29 protein-coding genes are annotated in these 26,376 nt (G+C 72.8%); 17 read left to right on the top strand and 12 right to left on the bottom strand.

Annotation, left to right across the window (positions count from 1 at the left end):
• Nucleotides 1-19: 19 nt before the first annotated feature.
• Both AB0G50_RS19420 and AB0G50_RS19415 read right to left on the bottom strand, forming a co-directional pair.
• A complete protein-coding gene (locus tag AB0G50_RS19420) occupies nt 20-517 on the bottom strand; it encodes a hypothetical protein (RefSeq protein WP_360110148.1) in 498 nt (165 codons plus the stop codon).
• Nucleotides 518-585: 68 nt separating this feature from the next.
• Nucleotides 586-1,527 (bottom strand): helix-turn-helix domain-containing protein, encoded by a 942-nt coding sequence (locus tag AB0G50_RS19415; protein WP_360110145.1) that lies wholly within the window; start codon nt 1,525-1,527, stop codon nt 586-588.
• Between the two features lie 86 nt (nt 1,528-1,613).
• On the opposite strand from AB0G50_RS19415, the gene AB0G50_RS19410 reads away from it, so the two are divergent.
• Nucleotides 1,614-1,736: a hypothetical protein gene (locus tag AB0G50_RS19410; protein ID WP_360110142.1), complete on the top strand. Its 123-nt coding sequence runs from the start codon at nt 1,614-1,616 to the stop codon at nt 1,734-1,736.
• An 89-nt stretch (nt 1,737-1,825) separates the two neighbouring features.
• Here AB0G50_RS19410 and yaaA read toward each other — a convergent pair whose 3' ends face one another.
• The 4 genes from yaaA to AB0G50_RS19390 all read right to left on the bottom strand — a co-directional run bounded on the left by yaaA (nt 1,826) and on the right by AB0G50_RS19390 (nt 4,888).
• Nucleotides 1,826-2,581, bottom strand: coding sequence for a peroxide stress protein YaaA (yaaA, locus tag AB0G50_RS19405; protein WP_360110140.1), 756 nt, complete (start codon nt 2,579-2,581; stop codon nt 1,826-1,828).
• Nucleotides 2,582-2,686: 105 nt separating this feature from the next.
• A complete protein-coding gene (locus AB0G50_RS19400) occupies nt 2,687-3,166 on the bottom strand; it encodes a YfbM family protein (RefSeq protein ID WP_360110313.1) in 480 nt (159 codons plus the stop codon).
• A 665-nt stretch (nt 3,167-3,831) separates the two neighbouring features.
• Complete coding sequence (locus AB0G50_RS19395) at nt 3,832-4,206, bottom strand: VOC family protein (RefSeq protein WP_360110137.1); 375 nt, start codon at nt 4,204-4,206, stop codon at nt 3,832-3,834.
• Nucleotides 4,207-4,216: 10 nt separating this feature from the next.
• The gene (locus AB0G50_RS19390) at nt 4,217-4,888 is read right to left on the bottom strand and encodes an alpha/beta hydrolase (RefSeq protein ID WP_360110134.1); all 672 of its coding nucleotides are present in this window, start codon (nt 4,886-4,888) and stop codon (nt 4,217-4,219) included.
• 127 nt (nt 4,889-5,015) lie between these two features.
• On the opposite strand from AB0G50_RS19390, the gene AB0G50_RS19385 reads away from it, so the two are divergent.
• The gene (locus AB0G50_RS19385) at nt 5,016-6,761 is read left to right on the top strand and encodes a proline--tRNA ligase (RefSeq protein WP_360110131.1); all 1,746 of its coding nucleotides are present in this window, start codon (nt 5,016-5,018) and stop codon (nt 6,759-6,761) included.
• A gap of 91 nt (nt 6,762-6,852) precedes the next feature.
• On the opposite strand, the gene AB0G50_RS19380 is transcribed toward AB0G50_RS19385, so the two are convergent.
• The 4 genes from AB0G50_RS19380 to AB0G50_RS19365 are packed head-to-tail and all read right to left on the bottom strand — an operon-like array spanning nt 6,853 to nt 9,700.
• Nucleotides 6,853-7,542: a haloacid dehalogenase-like hydrolase gene (locus AB0G50_RS19380; RefSeq protein WP_360110128.1), complete on the bottom strand. Its 690-nt coding sequence runs from the start codon at nt 7,540-7,542 to the stop codon at nt 6,853-6,855.
• Nucleotides 7,539-8,240, bottom strand: a complete 702-nt coding sequence (locus AB0G50_RS19375; protein WP_360110125.1) for a hypothetical protein — start codon at nt 8,238-8,240, stop codon at nt 7,539-7,541. Before AB0G50_RS19375 ends, AB0G50_RS19380 begins: the two co-directional genes overlap by 4 nt.
• Nucleotides 8,237-9,265 (bottom strand): hypothetical protein, encoded by a 1,029-nt coding sequence (locus AB0G50_RS19370; protein WP_360110122.1) that lies wholly within the window; start codon nt 9,263-9,265, stop codon nt 8,237-8,239. The genes AB0G50_RS19375 and AB0G50_RS19370 overlap by 4 nt, the downstream gene beginning before the upstream one ends.
• Nucleotides 9,266-9,292: 27 nt before the next feature.
• A complete protein-coding gene (locus tag AB0G50_RS19365; protein ID WP_360110119.1) occupies nt 9,293-9,700 on the bottom strand; it encodes a YjbQ family protein in 408 nt (135 codons plus the stop codon).
• Nucleotides 9,701-9,727: 27 nt separating this feature from the next.
• Here AB0G50_RS19365 and AB0G50_RS19360 point away from each other — a divergent pair, with 27 nt between their 5' ends.
• Genes AB0G50_RS19360 through AB0G50_RS19345 form a run of 4 tightly spaced genes read left to right on the top strand, consistent with a single transcriptional unit; the run spans nt 9,728 to nt 12,815 of the window.
• Nucleotides 9,728-10,504, top strand: coding sequence for an SDR family NAD(P)-dependent oxidoreductase (locus AB0G50_RS19360; RefSeq protein WP_360110116.1), 777 nt, complete (start codon nt 9,728-9,730; stop codon nt 10,502-10,504).
• A gap of 26 nt (nt 10,505-10,530) precedes the next feature.
• Nucleotides 10,531-11,034 carry a DUF4442 domain-containing protein gene (locus AB0G50_RS19355; protein ID WP_360110113.1) on the top strand — a complete coding sequence of 168 codons (504 nt, stop codon included), beginning with the start codon at nt 10,531-10,533 and terminating at the stop codon, nt 11,032-11,034.
• 7 nt (nt 11,035-11,041) lie between these two features.
• The gene (locus AB0G50_RS19350) at nt 11,042-12,031 is read left to right on the top strand and encodes an aminotransferase class V-fold PLP-dependent enzyme (protein WP_360110110.1); all 990 of its coding nucleotides are present in this window, start codon (nt 11,042-11,044) and stop codon (nt 12,029-12,031) included.
• Between the two features lie 25 nt (nt 12,032-12,056).
• On the top strand, nt 12,057-12,815 hold the full coding sequence (locus AB0G50_RS19345; protein ID WP_360110107.1) for a hypothetical protein: 759 nt from the start codon (nt 12,057-12,059) through the stop codon (nt 12,813-12,815).
• A 962-nt stretch (nt 12,816-13,777) separates the two neighbouring features.
• Here AB0G50_RS19345 and AB0G50_RS19340 read toward each other — a convergent pair.
• The gene (locus tag AB0G50_RS19340; RefSeq protein ID WP_360110104.1) at nt 13,778-14,299 is read right to left on the bottom strand and encodes a ferritin-like domain-containing protein; all 522 of its coding nucleotides are present in this window, start codon (nt 14,297-14,299) and stop codon (nt 13,778-13,780) included.
• Complete coding sequence (locus AB0G50_RS19335; RefSeq protein ID WP_360110101.1) at nt 14,296-14,739, bottom strand: hypothetical protein; 444 nt, start codon at nt 14,737-14,739, stop codon at nt 14,296-14,298. Before AB0G50_RS19335 ends, AB0G50_RS19340 begins: the two co-directional genes overlap by 4 nt.
• Before the next feature lie 139 nt (nt 14,740-14,878).
• Between AB0G50_RS19335 and rimP the strand changes: the two genes are divergently transcribed.
• The 11 genes from rimP (at nt 14,879) to AB0G50_RS19280 (ending at nt 26,369) form a co-directional block, all read left to right on the top strand.
• Nucleotides 14,879-15,403 carry a ribosome maturation factor RimP gene (rimP, locus tag AB0G50_RS19330; RefSeq protein WP_360110098.1) on the top strand — a complete coding sequence of 175 codons (525 nt, stop codon included), beginning with the start codon at nt 14,879-14,881 and terminating at the stop codon, nt 15,401-15,403.
• Entirely contained in the window at nt 15,400-16,422 is a 1,023-nt protein-coding gene (gene nusA, locus AB0G50_RS19325) for a transcription termination factor NusA (RefSeq protein WP_360110095.1), read from the top strand. The genes rimP and nusA overlap by 4 nt, the downstream gene beginning before the upstream one ends.
• A 22-nt stretch (nt 16,423-16,444) precedes the next feature.
• A complete protein-coding gene (locus AB0G50_RS19320; protein ID WP_360110092.1) occupies nt 16,445-16,789 on the top strand; it encodes a YlxR family protein in 345 nt (114 codons plus the stop codon).
• Between the two features lie 86 nt (nt 16,790-16,875).
• Complete coding sequence (gene infB / locus AB0G50_RS19315) at nt 16,876-19,974, top strand: translation initiation factor IF-2 (protein WP_360110089.1); 3,099 nt, start codon at nt 16,876-16,878, stop codon at nt 19,972-19,974.
• Nucleotides 19,975-20,052: 78 nt separating this feature from the next.
• Nucleotides 20,053-20,349, top strand: a complete 297-nt coding sequence (locus tag AB0G50_RS19310) for a DUF503 domain-containing protein (protein ID WP_360110310.1) — start codon at nt 20,053-20,055, stop codon at nt 20,347-20,349.
• A 14-nt stretch (nt 20,350-20,363) separates the two neighbouring features.
• Nucleotides 20,364-20,813: a 30S ribosome-binding factor RbfA gene (gene rbfA / locus AB0G50_RS19305; protein ID WP_360110086.1), complete on the top strand. Its 450-nt coding sequence runs from the start codon at nt 20,364-20,366 to the stop codon at nt 20,811-20,813.
• 10 nt (nt 20,814-20,823) lie between these two features.
• Nucleotides 20,824-21,804, top strand: a complete 981-nt coding sequence (locus AB0G50_RS19300) for a bifunctional oligoribonuclease/PAP phosphatase NrnA (protein ID WP_360110083.1) — start codon at nt 20,824-20,826, stop codon at nt 21,802-21,804.
• 265 nt (nt 21,805-22,069) lie between these two features.
• Entirely contained in the window at nt 22,070-23,368 is a 1,299-nt protein-coding gene (locus tag AB0G50_RS19295; RefSeq protein WP_360110080.1) for an MATE family efflux transporter, read from the top strand.
• Between the two features lie 167 nt (nt 23,369-23,535).
• Nucleotides 23,536-24,855: an MFS transporter gene (locus AB0G50_RS19290; RefSeq protein ID WP_360110077.1), complete on the top strand. Its 1,320-nt coding sequence runs from the start codon at nt 23,536-23,538 to the stop codon at nt 24,853-24,855.
• An 11-nt stretch (nt 24,856-24,866) separates the two neighbouring features.
• Entirely contained in the window at nt 24,867-25,769 is a 903-nt protein-coding gene (gene truB / locus AB0G50_RS19285) for a tRNA pseudouridine(55) synthase TruB (protein ID WP_360110074.1), read from the top strand.
• A gap of 249 nt (nt 25,770-26,018) precedes the next feature.
• On the top strand, nt 26,019-26,369 hold the full coding sequence (locus tag AB0G50_RS19280) for a hypothetical protein (protein WP_360110071.1): 351 nt from the start codon (nt 26,019-26,021) through the stop codon (nt 26,367-26,369).
• Nucleotides 26,370-26,376 lie beyond the last annotated feature (7 nt).

Raw genomic sequence — 26,376 nt, 5'->3', positions numbered from 1 at the left:
AACCGAATTTCCCGCCCGCTCACCACAGGGGTGGCCGCGCCACCACGTAGCCCCGCCGCTCGCCCAGCCACGCCGGACCGAGGTCGGCGATCACCAGGGAGTCGTGCCGGAGCACCCGTTCGTCGTGCCACCGGTCGGCGCGCGGCGCGGCGGCGAGCATGTGGGCCCGCGCGGCCGCGCCGAACGCGACGAGCGCGCCCACCGCGTCGTCCACCTCGTCGGGTCTCAGCCCGGTGAGGCCGTCCGGTGTGGGCAGCACGAGCGGCACCCGGGCGAACGTCGCCGAGGTCGTGAAGTCGGTCGCGATCTGGTGTTCGACGCACTCCGCGTTGACCTGTCGGGCGTGCCACGGCGCGCCCGTCCGGGCGAGTCGGAGGCCGAGCAACCGGGCCACGCGCAACCCCGCCCACACCCGCTCCAGCGCCTTGGGCGCGTCGTCGGCCTCGGGTGGGAGGTCGACGACGAGGCCACGCAGGAGGGCGGGTGAGACGACATCGGCGGATGTGTCGTGGTTCACTCCCGCATTCTGGCAGGAAATGTCACTTCTGGTGACAGGGTGCTGCGCTGGGTTACGAATAATGCGGCTCAGTGTGCGAACGAACGGCGGTAGTCCTTGGGCGGAACGCCGACCGCCGCGGTGAAGTGGTGCCGCAGGAGGGCCGCCGTGCCGAATCCGGAGCGGTGCGCGACCACCTCCACGCTGAAGTCCGTCTCCTCCAGCAGGCGGCGCGCGTGCAGCACGCGCTGGGAGGTGAGCCAGCGGTGCGGCGTGGTGCCGGTCTCGGCGGCGAAGCGGCGCGCGAACGTGCGTTCGGACATCCGCGCGTGCGCCGCCAGGGTGGCCACCGAGTGGTCGGTGTCGAGGCGGTCGAGCATCCAGGTGAGCGTCGGCTGGAGGCTGTCCGCCTGGGGCGGGGTCGGTGTTTCCACGAACTGGCGCTGACCGCCGTCGCGCTGGGGCGCCACCACCATCCGGCGGGCGATGGCGGCGGTGACCGCGGAGCCGAGTTCGCGGCGGACCACGTGCAGGCACGCGTCGATGCCCGCGGCGGTGCCCGCGCTGGTGACGATCTCGCCGTCGTCCACGAACAGCACGTCCGGGTCGATCCGGGCCTTCGGGAACCGGCGCGCGAGTTCCTCGGCGTGCCGCCAGTGCGTGGTGCACGCCCGACCGTCGAGCAGCCCGGCCGCGCCGAGCAGGAACGCGCCGCTGCACACCGAGAGCAGGATCGCGCCGTTCGCGTGCGCAGCCCGCAACGCGTCCACGATCGCGGGCGGGTACTCGTCGCGGATCCGGGAGGCGGGCACGGCCACCAGGTCGGCGGTGACCAGCGCGTCGAACCGCTGCTCGGCGGTCATCCACGCGCCCACCCCGGTCCTGACCGGGTCGGCGGTTTCCGCGCACACCCGGAAGTCGATCGCGGGCACGCCCTCGTCGGTCCGGTCGATCCCGAACACCTCGCAGATCACGCCGAACTCGAACGGCGCCACGCCGTCGATCAGGGGTGTCGCGACGCTGGTCAGCATGGGTCCAGCATAGATGGCAGGATTTTGACTAACAGTGGCAAGGCTGCCAATGGTGGCGGTTTCTTGATGGTCGCATAGTAAGTGCCATGACCGCGATCCTGTTCCTGCTGGTGGTGCTGGCCCTCCTCGTCCTCGGCCTGGAGCGCAACCACCGCCGCAACGCGCCCGCCACCCGTCACTTCGGCAGCACCGGCGAAAGCCTGTTCTGACCCGGACCCCGACCGGCGCGCCGCTTTCGGCGCCCGGCTGCCGTCCGGTGCCGGCGTGACCCGCGCGTCGCCACCCGGCCCGGCCTCCGCTAGCCGACCCCGTTGCCCGCGACGACCAGTTCGACCTCGTGCGTCCCGGTGGGTTCGAGCCGCAGCCCGGCCTTGCCCGCCACGGCCACGAGTTTGCGCACCGAGTCCACCTCGGCCCGGGTTTTCACCAACGCCCGCGCCAACCGCCCCTTGTGGGCCTTGTTGAAGTGGCTGACCGCCTGCCGCTTGCCGCCCTCGCCGTCGGTGACCACCTTCACCACCACGGCGTCCGGCACCTTGGCGAGCGAGTTGTACGGACTGGACCGCAGGTCCACGACGAACTCGTCCACCTCGCGCAGCACGGGTTCCAGCACGGGCCGCCACAGCGCCCCGAGCGACCCCACGGAGGGGATCACGCTCCCGCCCGACAACCGGTACGCGGGAATGGGGTCCCCGCCACCGACCAACCCGAACAACGCGGACGCCACGTGCAACCGCGCACCGGCCCGCGCCGCCTCGACCTTGGTGAAACCGGTCCGCTCCAACGCGTCGTAGAGCACCCCGGTGTACCGGGCGAGAGCCGGCAACGTCGCGGACACGCGCAACCCGACGTTCCGCTCGACCTCGCCGGCCTGCCGCTCGGACAGCCCCAGCACCCGAAGGCTGGCCGGCACGTCCCGCGCCAACTCCTCCAGCGCCCCGACCACCACCTCCCGAGCGGGGTTCAGGGAGGGGTGGGACAGCGCCGAGAGGTCCAGCGCCCCACCGTCACCCCCGAGGGCTTTGGTCTCCGAGGGCGGCAACAACACCAACACGCGCCGCAGCGTAGTTGCACCCACCCGCCCCGCCCGACCCGCCTCCGCACCGTCCGCGGTGGACGATCCGGCCGGGACCCGGGCGGCCGGCAAACGTTTGCGCCCTCAGTCGATCCAGGCGATCACCCCGTTGCCGGCCCACGCCGCCGCCCGCAGGAACCGCCCGAGCCGCACGTACTCGGCGGACACGAACTCGAACGAGAACTCGTCCTCCCACACCGACACCGGGTACACCTCGGCCGCCACGAGATCCCCGGCCGAGACCCCGTCGAGCAACTCCCCGACGTTCACCCCGCGCACCGCCTTGTCCGCCACCTCGACCTGCTCGGGCGTGAGGTACCGAAGAGGCCCGTACCCCCACTCCTCGTCCCAGGGCACCTCCTGCTCCCCGCACACCACGTCCACCGGAAACCCGAGCCGCCCGGTCAGGAACCCCAACGCGTGCCAGGCCTTCCCCACGCAGAGGTGCCGAGGGTCCTCCTCGTCCTCCTCGAGCATCGAGTCCACGAACTCCCGAACCCAGTCCGCGTCCGCCAACGCGGTCTCCAGCTCGACCCGAGTCAACCGCACCAGATTCCCGATCATGCTCACGAACCGGATGCTAGGACCCACCCCCGACAATTCCGGGTGCCCCGACGCCTCCCGGCCCTCCCTCCGACGCGCAGTCGCAAACCGCAGTCGCAAACCGCAGTCGCGAACCACAGCCGCGCACCGCCCGCCCGAGCACCCCGAGCACCGACTCAAGATCGACCCACCCACGAGCCCTAGTCGGGGATCCGAGTCCAAGCCCGCCTCGGGCCCCGAGCCGCGCCTCAAGCCGAGCTGCGCCTCGACCCTGAGTCCCGGCTCCAAGCCGCGCCTCAAGCCGAGCCCCACCTCAAGCCGTGCCCCGAGCTCTGCCTCAAGCCCTGAGCCCCGGCCCCGAGCCGCGCCTCAAGCCGAGCCCCGTCTCAAGGCCCGAGCTCTGCCTCAAGCCGAGCCCCACCTCAAGCCGTGCCCCGAGCTCTGCCTCAAGCCCGAGCCCCGGCCCCGAGCCGCGCCTTAAGTCCTGGGTCCCGGCTGAGCCGCGCCTCATACCGAGCCTCAGCCCCGAGCCTCAGCCCCGAGCCTCAGCCCCGAGCTCGGTCCAGCACCCCGCCCCAGCCTCGGACCCCACGTCGCCGGGCCGGGCCTGCCCCGAGTGCGGGGTTCGCTCAGGGCGGCAGGCCCGGCTCGGCCGAAAACCACTCGGTCGTGGTCGCTCGTTCGGGTCAGCCGGCGCCCCCTTCCTGCGCCCACTCCGGCTGCCCGACGCAGAACTGGTTGCCGTCCGGGTCGGCCAGCACCGTCCACCGGAGACCCGGCACGGCGTGCTCGGCCACCTCCGTCGCGCCCAGCTCCACCAGCCGCCGCACCTCCGCCGCCCGGTCCGCCACGTGCGCGTCGAAGTGCAACCGGTTCTTGCCCTCGACCGGGTCCGCCACCTGCTGGAGGCCCAGCTGCACGCCACCCTCGCGCGCCCGACCCAGCACCAGGAACTCGCCCCAGTCGTGCTCGACCCGCACGCCCAGCGCGCGCGTCCAGAACTCCGCCAACCGCCGGGGGTCGCGGGTGTCGATCGTGATCATGCCGATGTCCAACGCCATGACCCGCACGCTAGCGGCGACCACCGACAATTTCCGCCGCGCGCAGGATCGCCGAGGCCAACTCCAGTGGTCGGGAGAGCATCGGGTGGTGCCCGGAAGCCAGCTCCACCACGTGATCCGCCCGCCCGGCGAAGAACCGCTGTCGCGAAGGGACGGTCGCCCGGTCCTCTGTGCACACCACGTACCACGACGGCGCGGCCGGCCCGGAGGACGCCTCCGCCGCGAACACCGACCGGCTCTGCCGCACCAGCCGCGCCACGGCGCCCTCGACCACGTCCGCGGCGCAGTCCTGGAGGAAGTACGGCGGCACCAGTGACGCCACCGCGCCCACGTCCTCCGCCCCGAAGTCCAGGAAGGGCGGCGGGGGCCCGTCCGACAGCGACCCCATCGATTCGCCGGCCGCCGGCACCACCGCCGCCACGTAGACCAACCCGGCCACCGCCACCCGGGCCGCCGCCTCCGTCGCGACCATTCCCCCGTACGAGTGACCCACGAGCAGCGCCGGCCCCTCGACCGCCGCCGTCACCGCCGCCACGTCGTCCTCGAACGACCCTCCGTCACCGCAGCTCGGCAACTCCACCGCCACCGACCGCAGCCCGCCCGAGGCCAGCGGTCCGACCATCGACGACCACCACCACGCGGCGTCCGTCACGCAGGACCCGTGCACGTAGACGACATCCATGCCCGCGACCCCACCACCCCGGCGCACCCGCCCCAAGGGTGTTTCACGTCCGGCGGAACCCGTTGGAACCCGCCGACCCCTGTTCATTACCCTTCTGGCACCACCCGCGCCCCGAGGAGCACCCACCGTGATCACCAGGATGTCGTCGCTGTTCCTGCGCACGCTGCGCGAGGACCCGGCCGACGCCGAGGTACCCAGCCACCGGCTGCTGGTCCGCGCAGGCTACGTCCGCCGCGTCGCCCCGGGTGGTTACTCGTGGTTGCCGCTGGGCCTGCGGGTGCTGCGCAACGTCGAGCAGATCGTCCGCGACGAGATGGACGCCTCGGGCGCGCAGGAGATCCAGTTCCCCGCGCTGCTGCCCAAGGAGCCCTACGAGGCCACGAACCGGTGGACCGAGTACGGCCCGAACCTGTTCCGCCTCAAGGACCGCAAGGGCGCCGACTACCTGCTGGGCCCGACCCACGAGGAGCTGTTCGCGCTCACCGTGAAGGGCGAGTACAGCAGCTACAAGGACTACCCGGTCACGCTCTACCAGATCCAGACCAAGTACCGCGACGAGGCGCGTCCGCGCGCGGGCATCCTGCGCGGCCGCGAGTTCGTCATGAAGGACTCGTACTCCTTCGACCTCACCGACGAGGGCCTGGCCGAGTCCTACCGGCGGCACCGCGAGACCTACATCCGGGTCTTCGACCGCCTCGGCCTGGAGTACGTGATCGTCTCCGCCACGTCCGGCGCGATGGGCGGCTCGGCGTCGGAGGAGTTCCTGGCGGTCGCGCCCACCGGCGAGGACACGTTCGTCCGCAGCACGGAGTCGGACTACGCGGCCAACGTCGAGGCCGTCGTCACGCCCGCGCCGGCCGAGCAGGACCCGGCCGCGCAGCCCGAGGCGCAGGTGCACCACACGCCGAACACCCCCACGATCGACTCGCTGGTGGAGTTCCTCAACGCCAACACCGATCGCACCTTCACCGCCGCGGACACCCTGAAGAACGTCCTGGTGAAGCTCCAGCACCCCGGCGTCAAGGAGCCGGAACTGCTGGCGATCGGCGTGCCCGGCGACCGCGAGGTCGACTTCAAGCGCCTGGAGGCGGCCGTCTCGCCCGCCGAGACCGCGATGCTGGACGAGGCGGACTTCGCGAAGAACCCGTTCCTGGTCAAGGGTTACATCGGTCCGGCGTCGCTCCAGGCCAACGGTGTCCGCTACCTGGTCGACCCCCGCGTGGCGCGCGGAACGGCGTGGGTCACCGGCGCGGACAAGGCCGACCACCACGTGGTGGACCTGACCCAGGGCCGCGACTTCACCCCGGACGGCGTGATCGACGTGGCCGAGGTCCGCGAGGGCGACCCGTCGCCCGACGGCAAGGGCGTGCTCGTCGCCGCGCGCGGCATCGAGATCGGCCACATCTTCCAGCTGGGCCGCAAGTACGCCGACGCGTTCGGGCTCGACGCCCTCGGCCCGGACAGCAAGCCCATCCGCATCACCATGGGTTCCTACGGCATCGGCGTGTCCCGCCTGGTCGCGGTGATCGCCGAGCAGAGCCACGACGAGCGCGGCCTCGTCTGGCCCCGCAACGTGTCGCCGTACGACGTGCACGTGGTGGTGGCGGGCAAGGACGAGACGCTGCTGGCCGGCGGCGAGAAGCTGGCGGGCGAGCTGTCCGAGCGCGGCCTGAAGGTGCTGCTGGACGACCGCAAGGCCAGCCCCGGCGTCAAGTTCGCGGACGCCGAACTCGTCGGTGTGCCCACGATCCTGGTGGTCGGCCGCGGCCTGGCCAACGGCCTGGTCGAGGTCAAGGACCGGCGCACCGGCGACCGCGAGGAGGTCGCGCTGGACGCGGCCGTGCAGCACCTGGTGGACGTGGTCCGGGGCTAGTCGGCGACGAGTTCCCGGTGGGCGAACGAGGGGGGCCGGTCCGGCCCCCCTCGTTCCCGTTCTCCTCGACGAACAGGTCGCGCGGCGTCGGCTAGTCCTCGGACGCGAGCACGGCGGCCAGCACCGCGGCCGTGTCCGCCAGGTCCGCCAGCACGACGTGCGCCCCGGCCTCGACCAGCTCCTCCGCGGTGCTGCGCCCGGTCGCCACCCCGATCGCCACCGCGTCGTGCGCCAACGCGGCGTGCACGTCGTGCGGGGTGTCGCCGATGACGACGGCCCGGAACTCCGCGCCGTGCTTGGCCGACGCCAGTCGCACGGCCTCCAGCACGAGTTCCGGCCGGTGCTCGGACACCGAGCCGTAGCCGCCGATCTCCCAGTCCAAGTGCGCGTCCAGGCCGAACGCGGCCAGCTTGTAGCGGGCGATCTCCACCAGGTTCCCGGTCACCAGCGACTGCACGACGTCCGCGCGGCCCGCTAGCGCCTCGACCGCCGCCAGCGCGCCCGGCAACGCCTTGCCGCGCACGGACAGCAGGTCCTTCTCCGCCGTGGCCACCGCGATCAGTTCCGCGTGCAGCCGGGAGATCAGCTCGTCGGTCGGCCGCACGTCGTGCGCCGTCAGCAGTTCCATCGTGATCGCGCGCTCGGTGCGGCCGGGGAAGCTCGGCGTGTGCACGAGGTCGAGCCCCAGCGCGGACCGCAGCGCGGTGCGGTACCAGCCGTGGCCGAGGCCGCGAGCGTCGATCAGGGTCAGGTCGATGTCCCACAGCACCAAGGTGTTCACAGCAGTCGCACGCTCTCCAGGATCCGTTTCACGTCCTCGTCCGACGGGCCCTCCGCGACGTGCGGTCCGCCCTCGGCCACGTTCAGCACCAGTACGCACACCTTCGGCCCCTTGCGCAGCGCCACGGCCGTCACGGTCGCGGCGGGGGAGAAGCACGCGCTCACCGCGTTCGGCTTCACCGCCACGCTCAGCACCAGCCGGTCGTCGGTCTCGGCGGACACCACCGGGTCGGCGATGTCCGGCTCGACCTGGTCGATCGCGTACCCGGCGCGCGCCACCGCCCGGACGGCGCCCGTCGCCACCCCGCGCGCGTCCGGGTTCGCGAGCCCGCCGGACCCGACCATCGCCTGGATCATGTTGCGCCCCTGGCACTGGAACGGCCGGGACACCCAGGTCTTGGTCAGCCGCAACCGGTCCGCGACCCCGCCGCCGCTGTTCTCCCACGACGGCGGCAGGTCGTAGGCGATCTCGGCCGCCTCGTCCTCGACCACCTGCCACTCCGGCGCGGGCGCCGTGCTCGTGGTCGACGCCGGCGCGGCCTGCTCCTCGCCGCGGGCGGCCAGCACCACACCGGTCACCGCGCCCGCCACCGCCAGCACGACCACCACGCCGAGAACCGTCCACAGTGGACGGCGGTTCGACCGGGGCGGCGGCGGGGGCGGCTGCTGCTGGTAGACGCCGAAACCCGTGTAGGTCATTTCACCGGCAGGGGCTTGACGGAGTCCACCATCGCCTGGAGGTCGGCCTCGGTGGGCGGCGCGGGCGTCTTCGGCCCGCCCTCCAGGTCGCCGTTGGCCATGAACACGTGGAAACCCGGGTCGCCCTTGAGCACCAGGATCTTCACCATGCCCTTGGTGGCCAGGCACGCGCTGCCGGACGTGGTGATCGTGGCGTCCACCTGGACGCCCTCGATCTCCACCTTCTTGCCCTTGTTGTCGAACGGGACCTTCACGGACTTCGGCTCGCTCAGCTTCACGTCCGAGGTCGTGCCGGAGTTGTAGTACTGCTTGCCGAGCTTCGCCGCGAAGTCCTTGGCGACGGCGGTCAGGTCGCTCGCCGGCACCACCACGCCGCCCGTGCCGCCGCGGTTGTAGCCCTTGCCCTCGCAGTCGTACTTGCCGGTGACGGTCAGGCCGATCAGCTTGGCGTCCGCGCCGTCCACGGTCGCCGTGCCGGGGACGGGCGACCAGCCCTTGGGCACCTCGTAGCTGTAGGACAGGTCGGGCACCGGCAGGCAGTTCCAGTCGGGCTTGGCCGCCTTGCACGTCACCGGCTCGTTCTGCGGCGACGTGGTCTTCGGCGCGCTGCTCGACGTAGTCGGCTTCGGCGTCGCGCCGGTGCTCGTGGGACCGGCTTGGTTCGTGCCGTCGCCCCTGGTCAGCACGAACGCCGTGACACCGCCCGCGATCAGCACCACGGCCACCGCCAGCGCGATCCACAGCGGCGTGCGGTTCTTCCTCGGCGGCTCACCGCCGGAGAACACGCCCAGCCCGCCGTAGCCGCCGTACTGGGCCTGTTGCTGCTGCGGGTAGGCCGGGTAGGACACCTGCTGCGGATAGCCCTGGTCGCCGTAGCCGTACGGCGGTTGTGGTTGCTGCTGCTGGGGATCGCCGTAGCCGTGGCCCGGTTGCTGGGGGTAGCCCTGGTTCTGCTGACCCCAGTCGCCCTGGCCCTGGCCGGACCGGCCGCCCCAGCCGCCCTGTCCGTCACCTGGGTAAGTCACGGGTGAACCGTACCGCGCCGGTGCGCGTCACCCGGAGAGAAAGCTGAGCCGGACCCGGCGCACCGGGTTGTCGACGTTGGTGTCCACCAGGCAGACCGACTGCCAGGTGCCCAGCGCGAGCACCCCGCCGAGCACCGGGATCGTCGCGTACGGCGGCACCAGCGCGGGCAGCACGTGGTCGCGCCCGTGGCCCGGGGTGCCGTGCCGGTGCCGCCACCGGCCGTCCGCCGGCAGCAGCTCGCGCAACGCCGCCAGGAGGTCGTCGTCACTGCCCGCGCCGGTCTCCAGCACCGCCAGGCCCGCGGTGGCGTGCGGCACCCAGACGTTGAGCAGCCCGTCCCCGTCCACGTCGGACAGGAACCGCTCGCACAGGGGCGTCAGGTCGTGCACGACCTCTTCCCCGCCGGTCCGGATCTCGAATTCCTCGCTGCGCATGTCCCTGATCGTGCAGGATGCGCAACCGTGCAGCACACCGCGATCGTCACCGGCGCCAACCAGGGCATCGGGGCAGCCACCGCTCGGGCCCTCGCCGCGCAGGGCGTGGCCGTCCTGATCACGTTCCTGCGCTTCGCCCCGGCGCCGGACCCCTCGACACCCGCCCGCTACTTCGCCGACCGCGAGTCCGGCGCCGACCACGTCGTGGCGGCGATCCGGGAGGCGGGCGGACGGGCGCACGCCGTCGAGGCCGACCTGACCGACCCGACCGCGCCCGCCCGGGTGTTCGACACCGCCGAGCGGGTGTTCGGGCCGGTGGACGTGCTGGTCAACAACGCCTCGGGGTGGGTGCAGGACACGTTCCTCGTCGCCGAGTCCGACCAGTTCGGCCGGGTGCTGAAGGCCGTGACACCGCAGACGTTCGACGCCCAGTTCGCGGTGGACGCCCGGGCGGGCGCGCTGCTGATCGCCGAGTTCGCCCGGCGGCACCTGGCGCGCGGCGGGAACTGGGGCCGGATCGTCGGCCTGACCTCGGGCGGGCCCGGCGGGTTCCCGAGCGAGGTGTCCTACGGCGCGGCGAAGGCGGCGCTGGACAACTACGCGATGTCGGCGGCGGCCGAGCTGTGGGAGCACGGCGTGACGTCGAACGTGGTCAAACCGGGGGTCACCGACACCGGTTGGGTGAACGACGCGGTCCGTGCCGCGCACCACGTGTCACAGCCCGCGGAGGTCGCCGGCGTGGTCGCCTGGCTGTGCTCGGACGCGGCGGGCCTGGTGACGAGGAACATCATCGCCCTCCGCTGACATTACCGACGGGTAACCTACCCCTCATGAAGGCCTCCACCCTCCGCCGCGGCATGAACCTGTGGCCGCCGTTCCTCTTCGCCGGCATCAAGGTCGTGACCCTGTCGCCCGACTTCCGGCACGCCAAGGTCCGCCTGCGCCTGCGCCGCTGGAACCGGAACTACGTGGGCACCCACTTCGGCGGCTCCCTGTTCGCCATGACCGACCCGTTCTGGATGCTCCTGGTCCTGAACAACCTGGGCCGCGAGTACCTGGTGTGGGACCGCGCCGCCGAGGTGGAGTTCGTCACCCCGGGCCGCGGCACGGTGGAGGCCGAGTTCACCCTGACCAACGACCACCTCGCCGAACTCCGCGCCCGCACCGCCGACGGCGCCAAGGCCCTCGTGTGGTTCCCGGTCGAGGTCACCACGCCGACCGGCGAGGTGGTGGCCCGCGTCCGCAAGCAGGTCTACGCGCGCCGCAAGCCCCGCGTCGCCGTGGTCCCCGACACCTCGACCACCCTGGACGGCGAGGGCGCCCAGACCGTGTGATGGCTTCATGCGCAGCGCATTCGGAGAGGTCTTCGACGTCCCGGCGGGCTACCTGAACACCGCGGGCATCGGCGTACCGCCCGCGTCGGCCGCGACCGCGGTCACCGAGCGGGTGGCGCGGTGGGCTTCCGGCGCCGACGGGCCGGACGCGGTGGAACCGCACGTCGCGGCCGCGCGGGCGGCGTTCGGGCGGCTCGTCGGCGTGCCGGCGGACCGGGTCGCGGTCGGCGCGTCGGTGGCGCAACTGGTGGCGCTGGTCGCCGCGTCGGTGCCGGAGGGCACGTCGGTGCTCGTCGCGGAGGGCGAGTTCACCAGCCTCACCTTCCCGTTCGCGGCGCGCGGGTTGCGGATCACCGAAGTGCCGTTGGAGTCGATCGCCGCCGAGGCGCCGCGGCACGACCTGGTCGCGGTCAGCGTCGTGCAGTCGGCCGACGGGCGGGTGGTCGACCTCGACGGGCTGCGCGCGGCCGGGGTGCCGGTGCTGCTGGACGCCACGCAGGCCGTCGGCTGGATGCCGCTGTCGCTCGACTGGGCGGACTGGGTGGTCGCGGCCTGCTACAAGTGGCTGTTGGCGCCCCGCGGCGCGGCCTGGCTCGCGGGTCGCGCGTCGGCCCTGGACGGCACCCGCGCGGTGACCGCGAACTGGTACGGCGGCGAGGACCCGTGGGCCACGGTGTACGGACTCCCGCTGCGCTCGGCGGCCGACGCGCGCCGGCTCGACCTCTCGCCGGTGTGGCTGTCGCAGTACGGCGCTGCGGTGACGCTGCCGTGGTTGGCGTCGCTGGACCTCGGCGCGGTGCGCGACCACTGCGTAGGACTGGCCGACGTGGTGCGCGAACGGGTGGGAATTCCGCTGGGAGGCTCGCCGATCGTGGCGCTGCCGGTCGCCTCGCTGCCGGGGGTGCGGGCCAGTGTGCGCGCCGGGCGGGTGCGGATCGGGTTCCACCTGTACAACACGCTCGAGGATGTCCAGCTTGTGCTGAAAGCGCTGGAGTGACCGCCGTCCGTTACCGTGAGTCTTCGTGTCGATTCCTCCCGAATCACCCGAAGAGGTGACGCAGCGGATCCCGCCGGTGCCACCCGGCCCCTCGGACACCGCGCCGCTGTGGCGGTCCGAGATCGGTCGCCTGGACTCGCTGATGGGCTCGCCGCCCGCTCCACCGGCACCGTCCCGGCCCCGACCCTCGACCGCCCGGCGCGGGTGGCTGCTGAAGGGGGCGGGCCTGCTCGTGGTCGCCGTCCTGGCCGGCCTGGTGTGGGTGGTGGTGTCCCCGTCGGACTCGCCGAAGTCGACCCCGGCCGCCAGTACCTCGACCCCGTCGGGCGCGTTCGTGTTCACCCCGTCCCCCCAGGCCCCGCTGCCGCTAAAGGACTCGACGTGCGTGCCGCACGCGTACGGGCAGACCAAGGAGTTCCTGACGACGACGCCGTGCAAGCAGTTGGCGCGGCAGTTGTTCACGACGGTGCTGGAGGGGCGGACGGTCTACACGTCGGTGTCGGTGGTGCGGATGGCGTCCGAGGCGGACGCGGCCAAGCTGAAGGACCTGACCACCCGTGACGGGACGGGCAACGTGAACGACCTGGTCAAGGACGGCGCGGTGGCCGTGCCAGGCCTGAAGACCCTGGCCGCCGGCGGCTTCGCGGCAACCCTGAAGGACCGCGACGTGATCATCGTCGAGTCCGACTCGGTCGAACGCGGCACCGACGCCACCGCCCACAACGCCGAGATGAAGCGCATCTCGATCGACGCCTTCCGCCTGGCCGCGGACATCACCAACTGAACCGACCGACCAACCGACCAACCGACGGACTGGTGTTCCGGCTCGAGTCGTCCAGTCCAGCCCGGTACAGCCCGGTTCGGTACAGCCCGGTTCGGTACAGCCCGGTTCGGTCCGACTCGGCCGGTTCGAACCAGGCCCAGCCGAGCCGGGTTCGGTCGGGCGGTTCAGGCTCAAGCCCGGTCGGGCGAGGTCGTTCCCTCGAAACCGACCCGCCTGACCGGTCGACCAGCCCTGCCACGCGTCGGCTCCACTGCACCGACCACTCGCCCGACCATCGCCCGCCCGGATCCACCCCTGATCCGGCCACTCCCGGTCCGGCCACCCCAGTCCAGCCGCCCTTGGATCAGCGGCCCTTGGGTCCGGCCGCCCTTGGGTCCGGTCGGCTCCGACTCCGGGCGCGGATTCCCACCCGATCGGCTTGATTTCGGGCCGGCAGGGCCGGATTTCATTCGTGAAGTTCACCTTTTCGAGTGATCTTCGTCTCGCGAAAGCGGCCGTTCAGTTGTTCAACAACTGCACGATTCTACGATCTGACGCCCCTTTTGAGGGTTGCGGGTCGAGGATCGTTCGATTGTTGAACGATGGGATTGTTGACTTTTGGGACCCGCCCTGCGGTTTCGCGCGGCCGCTGCGACTCGTCGCTCCCGGCCATCCTGCGAAGGCCGGCTGAGTCCGGCAAGGCGCCGCTGAGCCCCGGCAAGGCGTCGCTGAGCGCGACAAGGGGCAGCCGAGCGCGGTTGAACCCGGCGGGGTGGCGCTGGGTTGGCTGAGCGCGGTGGGGCTCGGCTGAGCCTGGTGGGGCGTGGTCGGGATCCGGCAGGGCGCGGTTCAGCCCGGCGGAGTGTCGCCGAGTCGGCAGGGTGCGGCTGGGGTTTCGGTGTCGGGTCGCCGTGTCGCGCCTTCGGTGCCGGGCCGCGGCGGCCGGCCCGCCGCGCGTCGCGTGGGTGCGGACCGGGGGAGGGTCAGCCGACGGCGGTGCCCGGGAGGGTGATCGGGACCGGGGTCACGCCGGCGGTTTTGCGCCACCTCGTCGCGCGGACGGCCGACACCGTGAGGGCGTCGAGGGCCGTTTTGCGCAGGTCGGCGTCCTCGGTGCGCTCCAGCACGCCGTGCCAGGCCGTGCACACGTCGGACTCCACCGCGATCAGCGCCGCGACCGCCGAGTTCGCGTTCTCCACCGGCTGCGGCGGCAGGTAGGCCGGTGCCGGGGGTTTCGGGGTCGCGCCCTTGTCCCGGAGCAGCCGTTCCGTGGCGTCCCGGCGGGCGCGGTGGTCGTTCGCGCCCTCCGACACCGGCGCCTGGTTGTCCACGAACGCGCTCACCAGCCCGTACGTCCACACCGCCGCGTGCTCGGCGGCCAGCGCCTGCTGCACCGCGTCCACGTCCGACCCGGCGGGCGCCGCCGCCGTCGTCGTGACCGCGCCGACCCGACGGCCCGCGAAACCACTGCCGAAGCCATTGCCGAAACCACCGGGACCGCTCACGACAGCGCCTCCACCAGACTCGCGCACCCGGCGGCGATCGAGCCCACCAACCCCGTCCGGTACGTCGGCAACGACGGCAGCAACTCGCCCGCCTGCTTCTGGGCCGTCCGCAGCGACTGCACCAGCGCGTCCCGGGTCGGCGACGGCGGCGCGAGCACCGCGGACGGCGCGGTCGACGGCACGGGGCTGCCCGGAACCCGCGGCGTCGCGCGGTCGATCTCCGCCTGCAACCTCGCCGCGTGCTCGGTCCGCGCCGAGGCCGTGTCCGGCGCCTGCAACGCGGTGGCCAACGCCGCGTCCGCGCGCGCCGCCGCGGCCAGCGGCTCCAGCACGTCCGGAGGCGGTGGTGCGGGCGGCTGTGTGGTGCACGCGACTACCAGCGGCGCGGTGGCCGCGGCCACCAGCAGCCCGCGCCTGGTGAGCGCCGTTCGTCCGATCACGACCGCCGATCCTGCCAGAGCCCGCCCGGCACGCGGCGAGGCGTGCGGCACCCGCCGGAGGAGATAGTCTGGGCGACCACGGCCGGCGCGCGAAACGTCGGTCGGGGCAGCCATGCTCACAACTCAAAGGAGTCGCCACGTGTCCAGCCCGCCGCGCGGAGAACTCGCCGCGCAGCTCACACCCGTCGTGCGGGAAGCGGTGGAGGCCATCGGCTTCGACCTCGAATCCCTCGACGTGAACCAGGCTGGGCGCCGCAGGCTGGTCAAGGTGGTCGTGGACGGCGACGACGGCATCGGACTGGACGAGGTCGCCCAGGCCAGCCGCGCGGTGTCCGCAGCGCTCGACGCGCACGACCACCTGATCGCGGGCGCGTACACGCTCGAGGTGACCTCCCCGGGCGCCGAGCGCCCGCTGACCCGGCCCCGGCACTGGAAGCGCAACCGGCTGCGGCTGGTGAAGGTCAAGCAGCCCGACGCGGTCGAGTGGTTCGGCCGGGTCGGTGAAGCCGACGACTCGGGGGTCGTGCTGCTGGTGAAGGGCGAGCTGCGCCGCGTCGAGTACTCGACGATCGAGCGCGCCGTCGTGGAAGTGGAGTTCAAGCAGCCGCCGGTGGAGGAGCTCGCGCTCCTCGACGGCAAGCAAGCGAAGGAGGAGTCGGAGTGAACGTCGACATCGCCGCTCTCAGGGCGATCGAACGGGACAAGGACATCCCCTTCGACACCGTGCTCGAAGCCATCGAGACCGCACTGCTCACCGCGTACAAGCACACCGAGGGCCACCACTCGCACTCGCGGGTGGAGATCGACCGCAAAACCGGTGAGGTCCGCGTCCTGGCGCAGGAGATCGGTCCCGACGGCGTCGTGACGGAGGAGTGGGACGACACCCCGGAGGGTTTCGGCCGCATCGCCGCGACCACCGCGCGCCAGGTCATCCTGCAACGGCTGCGCGACGCCGAGCACGAGCGCACCTTCGGCGAGTTCTCGGCCAAGGAGGGCGAGATCATCGGCGGCGTCGTGCAGCGCGACGCCCGGGCCAACGCGCGCGGCATGGTCGTGGTCCAGGTCGGCGACACGGAGGGCGTGCTGCCGCCCGCCGAGCAGGTGCCCGGCGAGGCCTACGAGCACGGCTCGCGGATCAAGTGCTACGTGGTCGGGGTGTCCCGGGGCGCGCGCGGCCCGCAGATCACCCTGTCGCGCACGCACCCGAACCTGGTGCGCAAGCTGTTCGCGCTGGAGGTGCCGGAGATCGCCGACGGCACCGTCGAGATCCCGGCCGTGGCGCGCGAGGCGGGCCACCGGTCCAAGATCGCGGTCCGGTCGTCGGTCAGCGGCGTGAACGCCAAGGGCGCGTGCATCGGCCCGATGGGCGCCCGGGTGCGCAACGTGATGAGCGAGCTGGCCGGTGAGAAGATCGACATCATCGACCACTCGGACGACCCGGCCACGTTCGTCGGGAATGCCCTGTCGCCCGCGAAGGTTGTCTCGGTCAAGGTGCTCGACGAGCGCGCCAAGACCGCGCGCGTCGTGGTGCCGGACTTCCAGCTCTCCCTCGCCATCGGCAAGGAGGGCCAGAACGCCCGGCTGGCCGCCCGACTCACCGGGTGGCGCATCGACATCCGGAGCGACGCGGAGGCCGGCGGGCCCGCACCGGCGGGCGCGGCGACATCCGGTTCGGCCGATTAGGCAGCAGGAGATAGACTGCGCAGTGGTTCAACGTCGGGGATCGGATTCCGCGCACATCGGCCCAGTTCGTACGTGCATAGGATGCCGCGCTCGGGCGTTGCCCTCCGAGCTGCTGCGAGTGGTGGTGGTGGCCGGAACCGTGGTTCCGGACACACGTCGTAGGTTGCCCGGTAGGGGTGCTTGGCTGCACCCCTCGCCGGACTGCCTCCACGCCGCCGAGAAGCGCCGGGCGTTCCCCCGGGCCTTCCGGGTCCAGGGTCCGCTCGACGTCGGCGACGTGCGCGGCCACCTGGAGCGGCACGTGAAGACGGAACCGGGATCGTCCCGGATCCGGCAGGAAGCAAGGAAGCAGGTCGACCCGTCATGAGTCAGCCGTGAAGCTGAAGACATGAACGCGCGACGTTAAGACGAGGTCGACGGGACTGCCGCCGACCTCAACACCTGAGGAGAGCAGTGGCAGGCAAGGCCCGTGTACACGAACTCGCGAAAGAACTGGGCGTCACCAGCAAGGAACTCCTGACGAAGCTCGCCGACCAGGGCGAGTACGTCAAGTCCGCTTCGAGCACCGTCGAGGCCCCCGTGGCCCGACGGCTCCGTGACGCGTACGCCAAGTCCGAGGGCAAGTCCAAGTCCTCCGGCGCCCGTCCGGGGCCGCCCAAGCCGTCCGCGCCCGCGCAGTCCTCGGCCCAGCCGAGTGCCTCGTCGGAGCCGCGGACCGACGCGCGCCCCCCGGTCCCGTTCGGCAAGCCCGGTCCCCGTCCGGTTCCGGGCCCGAAGCCGCAGGCACCCAAGCCCGCACCGGCTCCGGTCGCGCCGGCGCCCGCCCCGGTCGCACCCGCGGCCCAGGCGGCTCCGGTCGCACCCCCGGCCGCTGCGGCGCCCGCGCCGCAGTCGGCACCGAAGCAGTCGCCCGCGCCCCAGTCGGCTCCCAAGCCGGCCGGTCCGCGTCCGGGCCCCCGTGCTCCGCAGCAGCAGCAGCCCGCCGCCGCGCAGCAGCAGACCCCGTCCGTCGTGCCGCCGAGGCCGCAGGCTCCCAAGCCCGCCGGTTCCCGTCCGCCGCGGCCGGGCAACAACCCGTTCGGCGTCGGCGGTGGCGCTCCCGCGCCGCGTCCGCAGGCGCCCCGCCCACAGGCTCCCAACGGTCCCGGCGACCGTCCCGAGCGCGGTGACCGCCCCGAGCGCGGCCCGAAGCCCGGCGACCCGCGTCCGGCCGGTCCCCGTCCCGGCGGCTCCGCCGGTTCCGGCGGCCCGCGCCCGAACCCGGGCAACATGCCGCCGCGGCCGAACCCGGGCATGATGCCCGGCCGGCCGGCCGGTCCCCGTCCTGGTGGCGGTGGCGGTGGCGGCGGTCGTCCCGGCGGCGGCCCCGGTGGTGGCGGTCGTGGTCCCGGTGGCGGCGGCGGTGGCGGTCGTCCCGGTGGCGGCGGTGGCGGCGGCGGTTTCCGCAGCGGCGGTCCCGGTGGGGGCGGCGGCGGTGGCGGCTTCCGTCCCGGCGGCGGTGGTGGCGGTGGCGGCGGCGGTGGCTTCCGCCCCGGCGGCGGTGGCGGTGGCGCCCCGGCCGGTGGTGGCGGTGGCGGCGGTGGCTTCCGCGGTCGTCCCGGCGGCGGTGGCCCCGGTGGTCGCGGTGGCGCGGCCGGCGCGTTCGGCCGTCCCGGTGGTCCGGCGCGGCGTGGACGCAAGTCCAAGCGCCAGAAGCGCCAGGAGTACATGGACAACATGCAGGCGCCCTCGGTCGGTGGCGTCCGCCTGCCCAAGGGCAGCGGCGAGACGATCCGCCTGCCGCGTGGCGCCTCGCTGACCGACTTCGCCGACAAGATCAACGCCAACCCGGCCTCGCTGGTGCAGGTGCTGTTCCACCTCGGCGAGATGGTCACCGCGACGCAGTCGGTGTCCGACGAGATCCTGGAGCTGCTCGGCTCCGAGATGAACTACGTCGTGCAGGTCGTGTCCCCCGAGGAGGAGGACCGCGAGCTGCTGGAGACGTTCGACATCACCTACGGCGAGGACGCCGGCGGCGAGGACGACCTCCAGATCCGCCCGCCGGTCGTCACCGTCATGGGTCACGTCGACCACGGCAAGACGCGCCTGTTGGACACCATCCGCAAGGCGAAGGTGGCCGAGGGCGAAGCCGGCGGCATCACCCAGCACATCGGTGCCTACCAGGTCCGCACGGAGCTGGAGGGCAACGAGCGCCTCATCACCTTCATCGACACCCCGGGTCACGAGGCGTTCACCGCCATGCGTGCGCGTGGTGCGAACTCGACCGACATCGCGGTCATCGTGGTGGCGGCCGACGACGGCGTCATGCCGCAGACGGTGGAGGCGATCAACCACGCCCAGGCGGCCAACGCGCCGATCGTGGTCGCGGTCAACAAGATCGACAAGGAGGGGGCCAACCCCGCCAAGATCCGCCAGCAGCTCACCGAGTACGGGCTGGTCGCCGAGGAGTACGGCGGCGAGACCATGTTCGTCGACATCTCGGCCAAGCAGGCCGTGAACATCGACGGGCTGCTGGAGGCGATCCTGCTGACCGCCGACGCGTCGCTCGACCTGCGGGCCAACCCGAACATGGAGGCCCAGGGCGTCGCGATCGAGGCGCACCTCGACCGCGGTCGCGGTCCGGTCGCCACGGTGCTGGTGCAGCGCGGTTCGCTGCGCGTCGGTGACTCGATCGTGGCGGGTGACGCCTACGGCCGCGTCCGCCGCATGGTGGACGAGCACGGCGACGACGTGACGGTGGCGACGCCGTCCCGCCCGGTCCAGGTCATCGGTCTGACCTCGGTGCCCGGCGCGGGCGACAGCTTCCTGGTCGTGGACGAGGACCGGGTGGCCCGGCAGATCGCCGAGCGCCGCCAGGCCCGCACGCGCAACGCCCAGAACGCGGCGAAGCGCAAGCGCGTCAGCCTGGAGGACCTGGACGCCGCGCTGAAGGAGACCAGCCAGCTCACCTTGATCATCAAGGGTGACAACTCCGGTACCGTCGAGGCACTGGAGGACGCGCTCCTCAAGATCGAGGTCGGCGACGACGTCGAGCTGCGGGTCATCCACCGCGGCGTCGGTGGCATCACCGAGGGCGACATCAACCTCGCCGTCGCGGGTTCCGCGATCGTCCTGGGCTTCAACGTCCGGGCCGAGGGCAAGGCCACCGAGCTGGCCAACCGCGAGGGCGTCGACGTCCGCTACTACACGGTGATCTACCAGGCGATCGACGAGATCGAGCAGGCCCTCAAGGGCATGCTCAAGCCGGAGTACGAAGAGGTCCAGCTGGGCCGCGCCGAGATCCGGGACGTCTTCAAGTCGTCCAAGGTCGGCACGATCGCGGGCTGCATGGTCCTGTCCGGCGAGATCCGGCGCAACGCCCGGGCCCGCCTGCTGCGCGACAACAACGTCGTCCAGGAGAACCTGCCGATCAGCTCGCTGCGGCGGTTCAAGGACGACGCGACCGAGGTCCGCGAGGGCTTCGAGTGCGGTCTGACGCTCGGCAACTACTCCGACCTCAAGGTCGGGGACATCATCGAGACGTTCGAGATGCGCGAGAAGCCGCGCGCCTGATCGTCTCGCAGGCACGGTGACGCGGGGTCGTCTTCACGGACGGCCCCGCGTCCCATGAACCCCCGTGGTGACCTGACCTTGTTCGTGGGAGCGCTGGAGCTCGACGTGCTGCTCGGAGACGTGCACTCGTTGAAGCAGAAGAGGTCCGCGGTGAAACCGGTGGTGGCGGAACTCCGCCGCCGCTTCGAGGTCGCGGTGGCCGAGGCAGGCCACCTCGACCTGCACCGCAGGGCGCTGATCGGAGTGGCGGCGGTGGCCGCCGACGCAGAGCATGTGAGGGACGTCCTCGTCGCCTGCGAGCGGCTCGTCGCCGGACGGCCGGAACTGGAGTTGCTCTCCGCCCGCCACAGGCTGGTCGGGCCGGAGGACGAGTAGAAGGAGGGAGCGCCGTGGCCGACCAGGCACGGGCTCGCAAGCTGTCCAAGCGGATCTCGCAGATCGTCGCGTCCGCGCTGGAGCACGAGGTCAAGGACCCGCGGTTGGCGCGGGTGACGATCACCGACACGAAGGTCACCGGCGACCTGCACGACGCGACCGTGTACTACACCGTGCTCGGCGAGAAGATCGACTCGCCGCCGGACCTCGCGGGCGCCGCGGCGGCGCTGGAAGCCGCCAAGGGCGTGCTGCGGAGCATGGTGGGCCAGCAGACCGGGGTCCGGTTCACGCCGACCCTGACGTTCGTCACCGACACCGTGCCCGACGAGGCGCGCCGGATGGACGAACTGCTCGCCCGCGCGCGGGAGGCGGACGCCGAGGTGGCGCGGATCGCGCACGGCGCGGCTCCGGCCGGCGACCCGGACCCGTACAAGCCTCCGCGTGAGGCCGAGGAAGCCGACTAGCGTCCACACCGTGTCCAACTTGAACGAGGCCCTGGCCGAGGCCGCCCGCGTGCTGTCGTCGGCGTCCGACGTGACCCTGCTGGGGCACGTGCACCCCGATGCCGACGCGCTGGGCAGCGCCTTGGCCCTCGGCCTCGCCCTGCGCCGGCGCGGCGCGACCGTCCGGGTGTCCTTCGGCGCGCCCGACACCGTTCCGGAGACGTTGAAGGACCTGGACTCGGCGGGTCTGCTGGTGCCCGCGTCCGAGGTGCCCGCCGCGCCCGAGGTGCTGGTGGCGCTGGACACCGGGAGCGTGTCGCGGCTCGGGCCGCTGGCGGACCGGGTCACGACGGCGGGCGCGGTGGTCGTGCTGGACCACCACGTCTCCAACCCCGGGTTCGGCACGGTGAACGTGATCGACCCGACGGCCGAGGCGACCGCGCTGGTCGTGCTGCGGCTGCTGGACGAGCTGGGCGCCGAGGTGGACGAGCCGGTGGCGCGCTGCGTGTACGCGGGCCTGGTGACCGACACCCGGTCGTTCCGGCACGCGCGGGCGTCGACGCACCTGGTGGCGGCCCGGCTGCTGGAGGCGGGGGTGGACGCCGAGGCGGTCGCCCGTCCGCTGATGGATTCCCACCCGTTCGGGTTCCTCGGGATGCTGGCCCGGGTGCTGTCCCGCGCGTCGCTGGACGCCTCGGCGGCCGGTGGGCGCGGGTTCGTGCACGCGGTCGTGACGCTGGAGGACGCCGCCGGGCTGCGGCCCGAGGAGGTCGAGAGCGTGGTGGACCTCGTGCGCACGACGGCCGAGGCCGAGGTGGCGGCGGTGGTGAAGGAGCTGTCGCCGGGGCGGTGGTCGGTGTCGTTGCGCGCGGTGCGGGACGTGGACGTGCGGGAGGTCGCGCAGCTGCTGGGCGGCGGCGGCCACCGACTGGCGTCCGGGTTCACCGCGTCGGGCAGCGCGGACGACGTGGTGGCGGCACTGCGATCGGCCCTGGAGACCGTCGCGGGTTGATCACGACCGCCGGCGCCGGCTGCCCCGGAGTGGTGGTGCCCCTGGGTTTTCGCGAGGCGAGCCGCTCGGCGCGGTGTCCTGTCGATCATGGCCGTCCGGATCCGGAGCCGCCTAGCTCGTCGAGCGGGCGCGCGACGCGGCGAGGTGCCGACGGTTCCCGCGGGCGGCGGTCCGGTCCGCGTCGGAGCCCCTGCCCTGTTGATCATGGTCGCCGAAGTTGTCGGTGGTCCGTGAGAAGGTGCTCCTCGAGAGGAGGGGACACCCGATGACCCGAGTACCGGCCCGCCGCGTGCTGGGCCTCGCCGTGCCCGCGCTGGGCGTGCTGGCGGCCGAGCCGCTGTACGTGCTGGTCGACACGGCGGTGGTGGGGCACCTGGGCGCGGTTCCGCTGGGCGGGCTCGCGCTCGGCGGGGTGCTGTTCACGCAGGTGGCGTCGCAGCTGACGTTCCTGTCGTACGGGACGACGGCGCGCACCGCCCGGCTGTTCGGCGCGGGTCGCCGGCAGGCCGCGGTCGAGGAGGGTGTCCAGGCGACCTGGTTGGCGCTGGCGGTCGGCGTGGTGGTGATCGGGCTGGGTCAGCTGCTCGCGGCGCCCGCGGCCCGGTTGCTGGCGGGCGACGGTCCGGTGGCCGACGCGGCGGTGGAGTGGTTGCGGATCGCGTTGATCGGCGCGCCGTTCGTGCTCACGACGTTGGCGGGCAACGGCTGGATGCGCGGCGTCCAGGACACCCGAAGACCCCTGGTGTACGTGCTGGCGGGCAACGGCCTGTCGGCGGTGCTGTGCCCGCTGCTGGTGTACGCGGCCGGGTGGGGGCTGCTCGGCTCCGCGGTGGCGAACGTGGTGGCGCAGGCGGTGTCGGCGGGGTTCTTCCTGTCCGCGCTGCGGGCGGAGGGCGTGCCGCTGCGGCCCCGGCCGGAGCTGATGCGCGCGCAGTTGGGCCTGGGGCGTGACCTGGTGGTGCGCAGCCTGGCGTTCCAGGCGTGCTTCGTGTCGGCGGCGTCGGTGGCGGCGCGCACGTCGGTGTCGGCGGTCGGCGCGCACCAGGTGGTGTTGCAGCTGTGGACGTTCCTGGCGCTGGTGCTCGACTCGCTCGCGATCGCGGCGCAGGCGCTCGTCGGCTCGGCGCTGGGTGCGGGCAGGCGGGCCGAGGCGCGGGCCTTCGCGTGGCAGGTGACGGGGTACGGGCTGGGGTTCGGGGTCGTGCTGGGCGTGGTGTTCGCGGCGCTGGCGGTGCCGCTGCCGCACGTGTTCACCTCGGATCCGGGCGTGCTGGCCGAGATACCGCACGCCTGGTGGTTCTTCGTGGCGCTGCAACCGATCGCGGGCGTGGTGTTCGCGTTGGACGGCGTGCTGCTGGGCGCGGGTGACGCGAGGTTCCTGCGGTCCGCGACGCTGCTGTCCGCGGGCCTGGGGTTCCTGCCGCTGATCTGGCTCTCGTACGCCCTCGACTGGGGGCTGGTCGGCATCTGGACGGGCCTGTCCGCGTTCATGGTGCTGCGCCTGGTCACCCTGCTGCACCGGGCCCGCTCGGAGGGCTGGTCCACGGTCGGCGCGCCGACCTGACCCGCGGGTCCGCGCCGGTCGAGGGGGGCCGCCGGTGGTGTTGGCGGTGCGCGGTCGGGTGGTCGCGGTGTGCGTTGTGGCGAGTCCCACGACCGGGAATCGTTAACACAGGCTAAGGGTTTTCGGATGGAGAGAGTGCTGCTCGGAACCAGGACGGAGCCCTGATCGTGCCGGTCGATCGTGCCACCAGGCAGGCGTGGCTGATCTGGTCCACCGCCGTCGTCGTCTACGTCGCCGCCCTCTTCCACCGCACGTCGCTCGGCGTCGCGAGCCTGGAGGCGGGCGAGCGGTTCGAGGTCGGCCCGGCCGCGCTCGGCACGTTCACCGTCCTCCAGATCGGCCTCTACGCCGCCATGCAGATCCCCACGGGGCTGCTGGTCGACCGGTTCGGGCCGCGGCGGGTGCTCGTCGCCGCCACGCTGCTCATGGGTCTCGGCCAGGTCCTGTTCGCGGTCGCGCACTCCTACCCGCTCGGCCTCGCCGCGCGCGCCGTGCTGGGTGTCGGCGACGCGATGACGTGGGTCAGCGTGCTGCGCCTGGCCGCCGCCCACTTCCCGCCGCGCAAGTTCACCGTGGTCATGTCGCTGTCCGCCGCGCTGGGCGGCGCGGGCAACCTGGTCGCGACGGTGCCGTTGACCCTCCTGCTCGACCACACCGGCTGGACCGCGACGTTCCTCGGGGCGGGCGTGCTGACCGCGCTGTACTCGATCGTGGTCGCGTTGCGGGTCAAGGAAACTCCCGACGGGGTGACCCCACCCCCGGTCGAGCGAGTGCCGTTGCGCACCGTGACGCGGCGGGTGGCCGAAGCCTGGCGCACGCCCAGCACCCGGCTGGGTTTCTGGGTGCACTTCACGTCCATGTCCACGCCCGCGCTGCTCGGCCTGCTGTGGGGCTTCCCGTACCTGGTCGAGGCGCAGGGGCTGAGCCGGCCGCAGGCGTCCGCGGTGCTGAGCATGCTGGTGGTCGTCGCGATCGTGTCCGGGCCGGTGATCGGCACCGTCATCGCGCGCCGCCCCGAGTGGCGGATGCCGATCGTCGGCTCGTACCTCGGCACGGCGGTGCTGTGCTGGGTGGTGCTGCTGGGCTGGCCGGGCGGGGTCGTGCCGCTGCCGGTGCTGTACGTGGTGTTCGGCGTGCTGGCGGTCGGCAACCCGGCGTCCGGCGTGGCGTTCGCGCTGGTCCGCGACTACAACCCGCTGCACCGGGTGAGCACGGCGTCCGGCATGGCGAACGTCGGCGGGTTCGGCGCGATCAGCGGCATGGCGCTGGCCGTCGGCGTGGTGCTCGACCTGGTGGACTTCCTGCCGCCCGCGCAGGCGTACCGGATCGCGTTCGTGCCGGTGGCCGCGGTGCTGGTGCTGGGCGTGTGGCGGACCGGGACGTGGTGGCGGCGCGCGCGTGCCGCGGTGTTCGCGGCCGAGTCGCGGGGCGAGCAGGTCCCGGTGCAGATCCGTCGCCGGCGTTGGGACGCGCTCGCCGAGGCCTAAGATGCTCGGTCGTGCCCGCATCGTCTTCCCGTCCCCCCGTTCCCCCCGGCCTGGTCGTCGTCGACAAGCCGGACGGCATGACCTCGCACGACGTCGTCGCGCGGGTCCGCCGCATCCTCGGCACCCGCAAGGTCGGCCACGCGGGCACACTCGACCCGATGGCGACCGGCGTGCTGGTGCTCGGCGTGGAACGGGCGACCAAGCTCCTCGGCCACCTGGCGCTGGACAGCAAGGCCTACCTGTCCACGATCCGGCTCGGCGCGTCGACCACCACCGACGACGCCGAGGGCGAGGTCCTGACCACCGCCGACGCCTCCGAGGTCGAGGAGGCGGCGATCCACGAGGGCGTCCGCGCGCTGACCGGGCCCATCCAGCAGGTGCCGAGCGCGGTGAGCGCGGTCAAGATCGACGGCAAGCGCGCCTACGCGCGGGTCCGCGACGGCGAGCAGGTGGAGATCCCGGCCCGACCGGTGGTCGTGCACCGGTTCGACGTGCTGTCGGTGCGCCGCGAGGACAAGGCGACCGAGCTGGACGTGATGGTGGAGTGCTCGTCGGGCACCTACGTGCGCGCGCTGGCCCGCGACCTGGGCGCGACCCTCGGCGTCGGCGGCCACCTGGCGAACCTGCGCCGCACCCGGGTCGGGCCGTTCGACCTGCGGGTGGCGCGGACGTTGGCGCAGCTGGAGGAGCAGCCGGGGTTGTCGCTGAACCTGGACGACGCCGTCGCGACCGCGTTCCCGCGCCGCGAGATCGAGCCGCGCGAGGTCGTCGCGCTGTCCCACGGCCAGCGCCTGCCGGCGGGCGGCCTCGACGGCACCTACGGCGTCTTCGGCCCGGACGGCCACGTGGTCGCGCTGGCGAAGGACGAGGGCCCGATCGCGAAGGCCCTGGTCGTGCTGACGCCGGCCGGCTGACCCGCGCGACCATCCACAATGTCCACTCGGTCGAGTGGAGTTGTTGGCCCGAAAGCGTAATTCGCACGACCGGCGCGCACGACGCGTGATCAGCCGCCCGCCTCGCGCCGGCTGCCGCGACCCGAGGTGCGGGTCGCGGCGCCGGCTCGGAGAACTCGCGCGGGCCGGCGCCGCACCCGGCGACCGGGCTCGCGGGTGGTAACCCGTTGGTGGTTTTGGCGTCGTGGGCGGGTACGTACGGTGGACGGCATGGCGCGATGGGTGTGGCCGGCGGCGGCCGGCGTGGTGACTTCCGCCACCGGGGTGGCCGTCAACCTGGCGACGGACCTCGTCGCCAACGCGTGGGCGTGGTTGGGCGTGGTGGTGCTGACGGTGCTCGGCGTGGCGATCGCGCTCCGGTTGCAGCGCGGCGATGACCAGCGGCCACGGGCCGGCGGGGTGCACAACAGCGTGTCCGGGACGGTGCACGGGACGGTCATCCAGGCGGGCACGCTGGGCTCGTACCACGAGAACCGGTCGACCACCGTGAACCAGAGCGCGGTCGCGCGCGAGGGCGGCACGATCCACCAGGCAGGTCGGGACGTGCACGGCAAGCCTTAGGCTCCAC

The organism is Actinosynnema sp. NPDC020468 (assembly GCF_040642015.1).
In the GTDB taxonomy this organism is placed as follows: domain Bacteria; phylum Actinomycetota; class Actinomycetes; order Mycobacteriales; family Pseudonocardiaceae; genus Actinosynnema.
The sequence above is the reverse complement of the archived record's forward strand: the minus strand, read 5'-3'. Positions and strand labels throughout refer to the sequence as shown.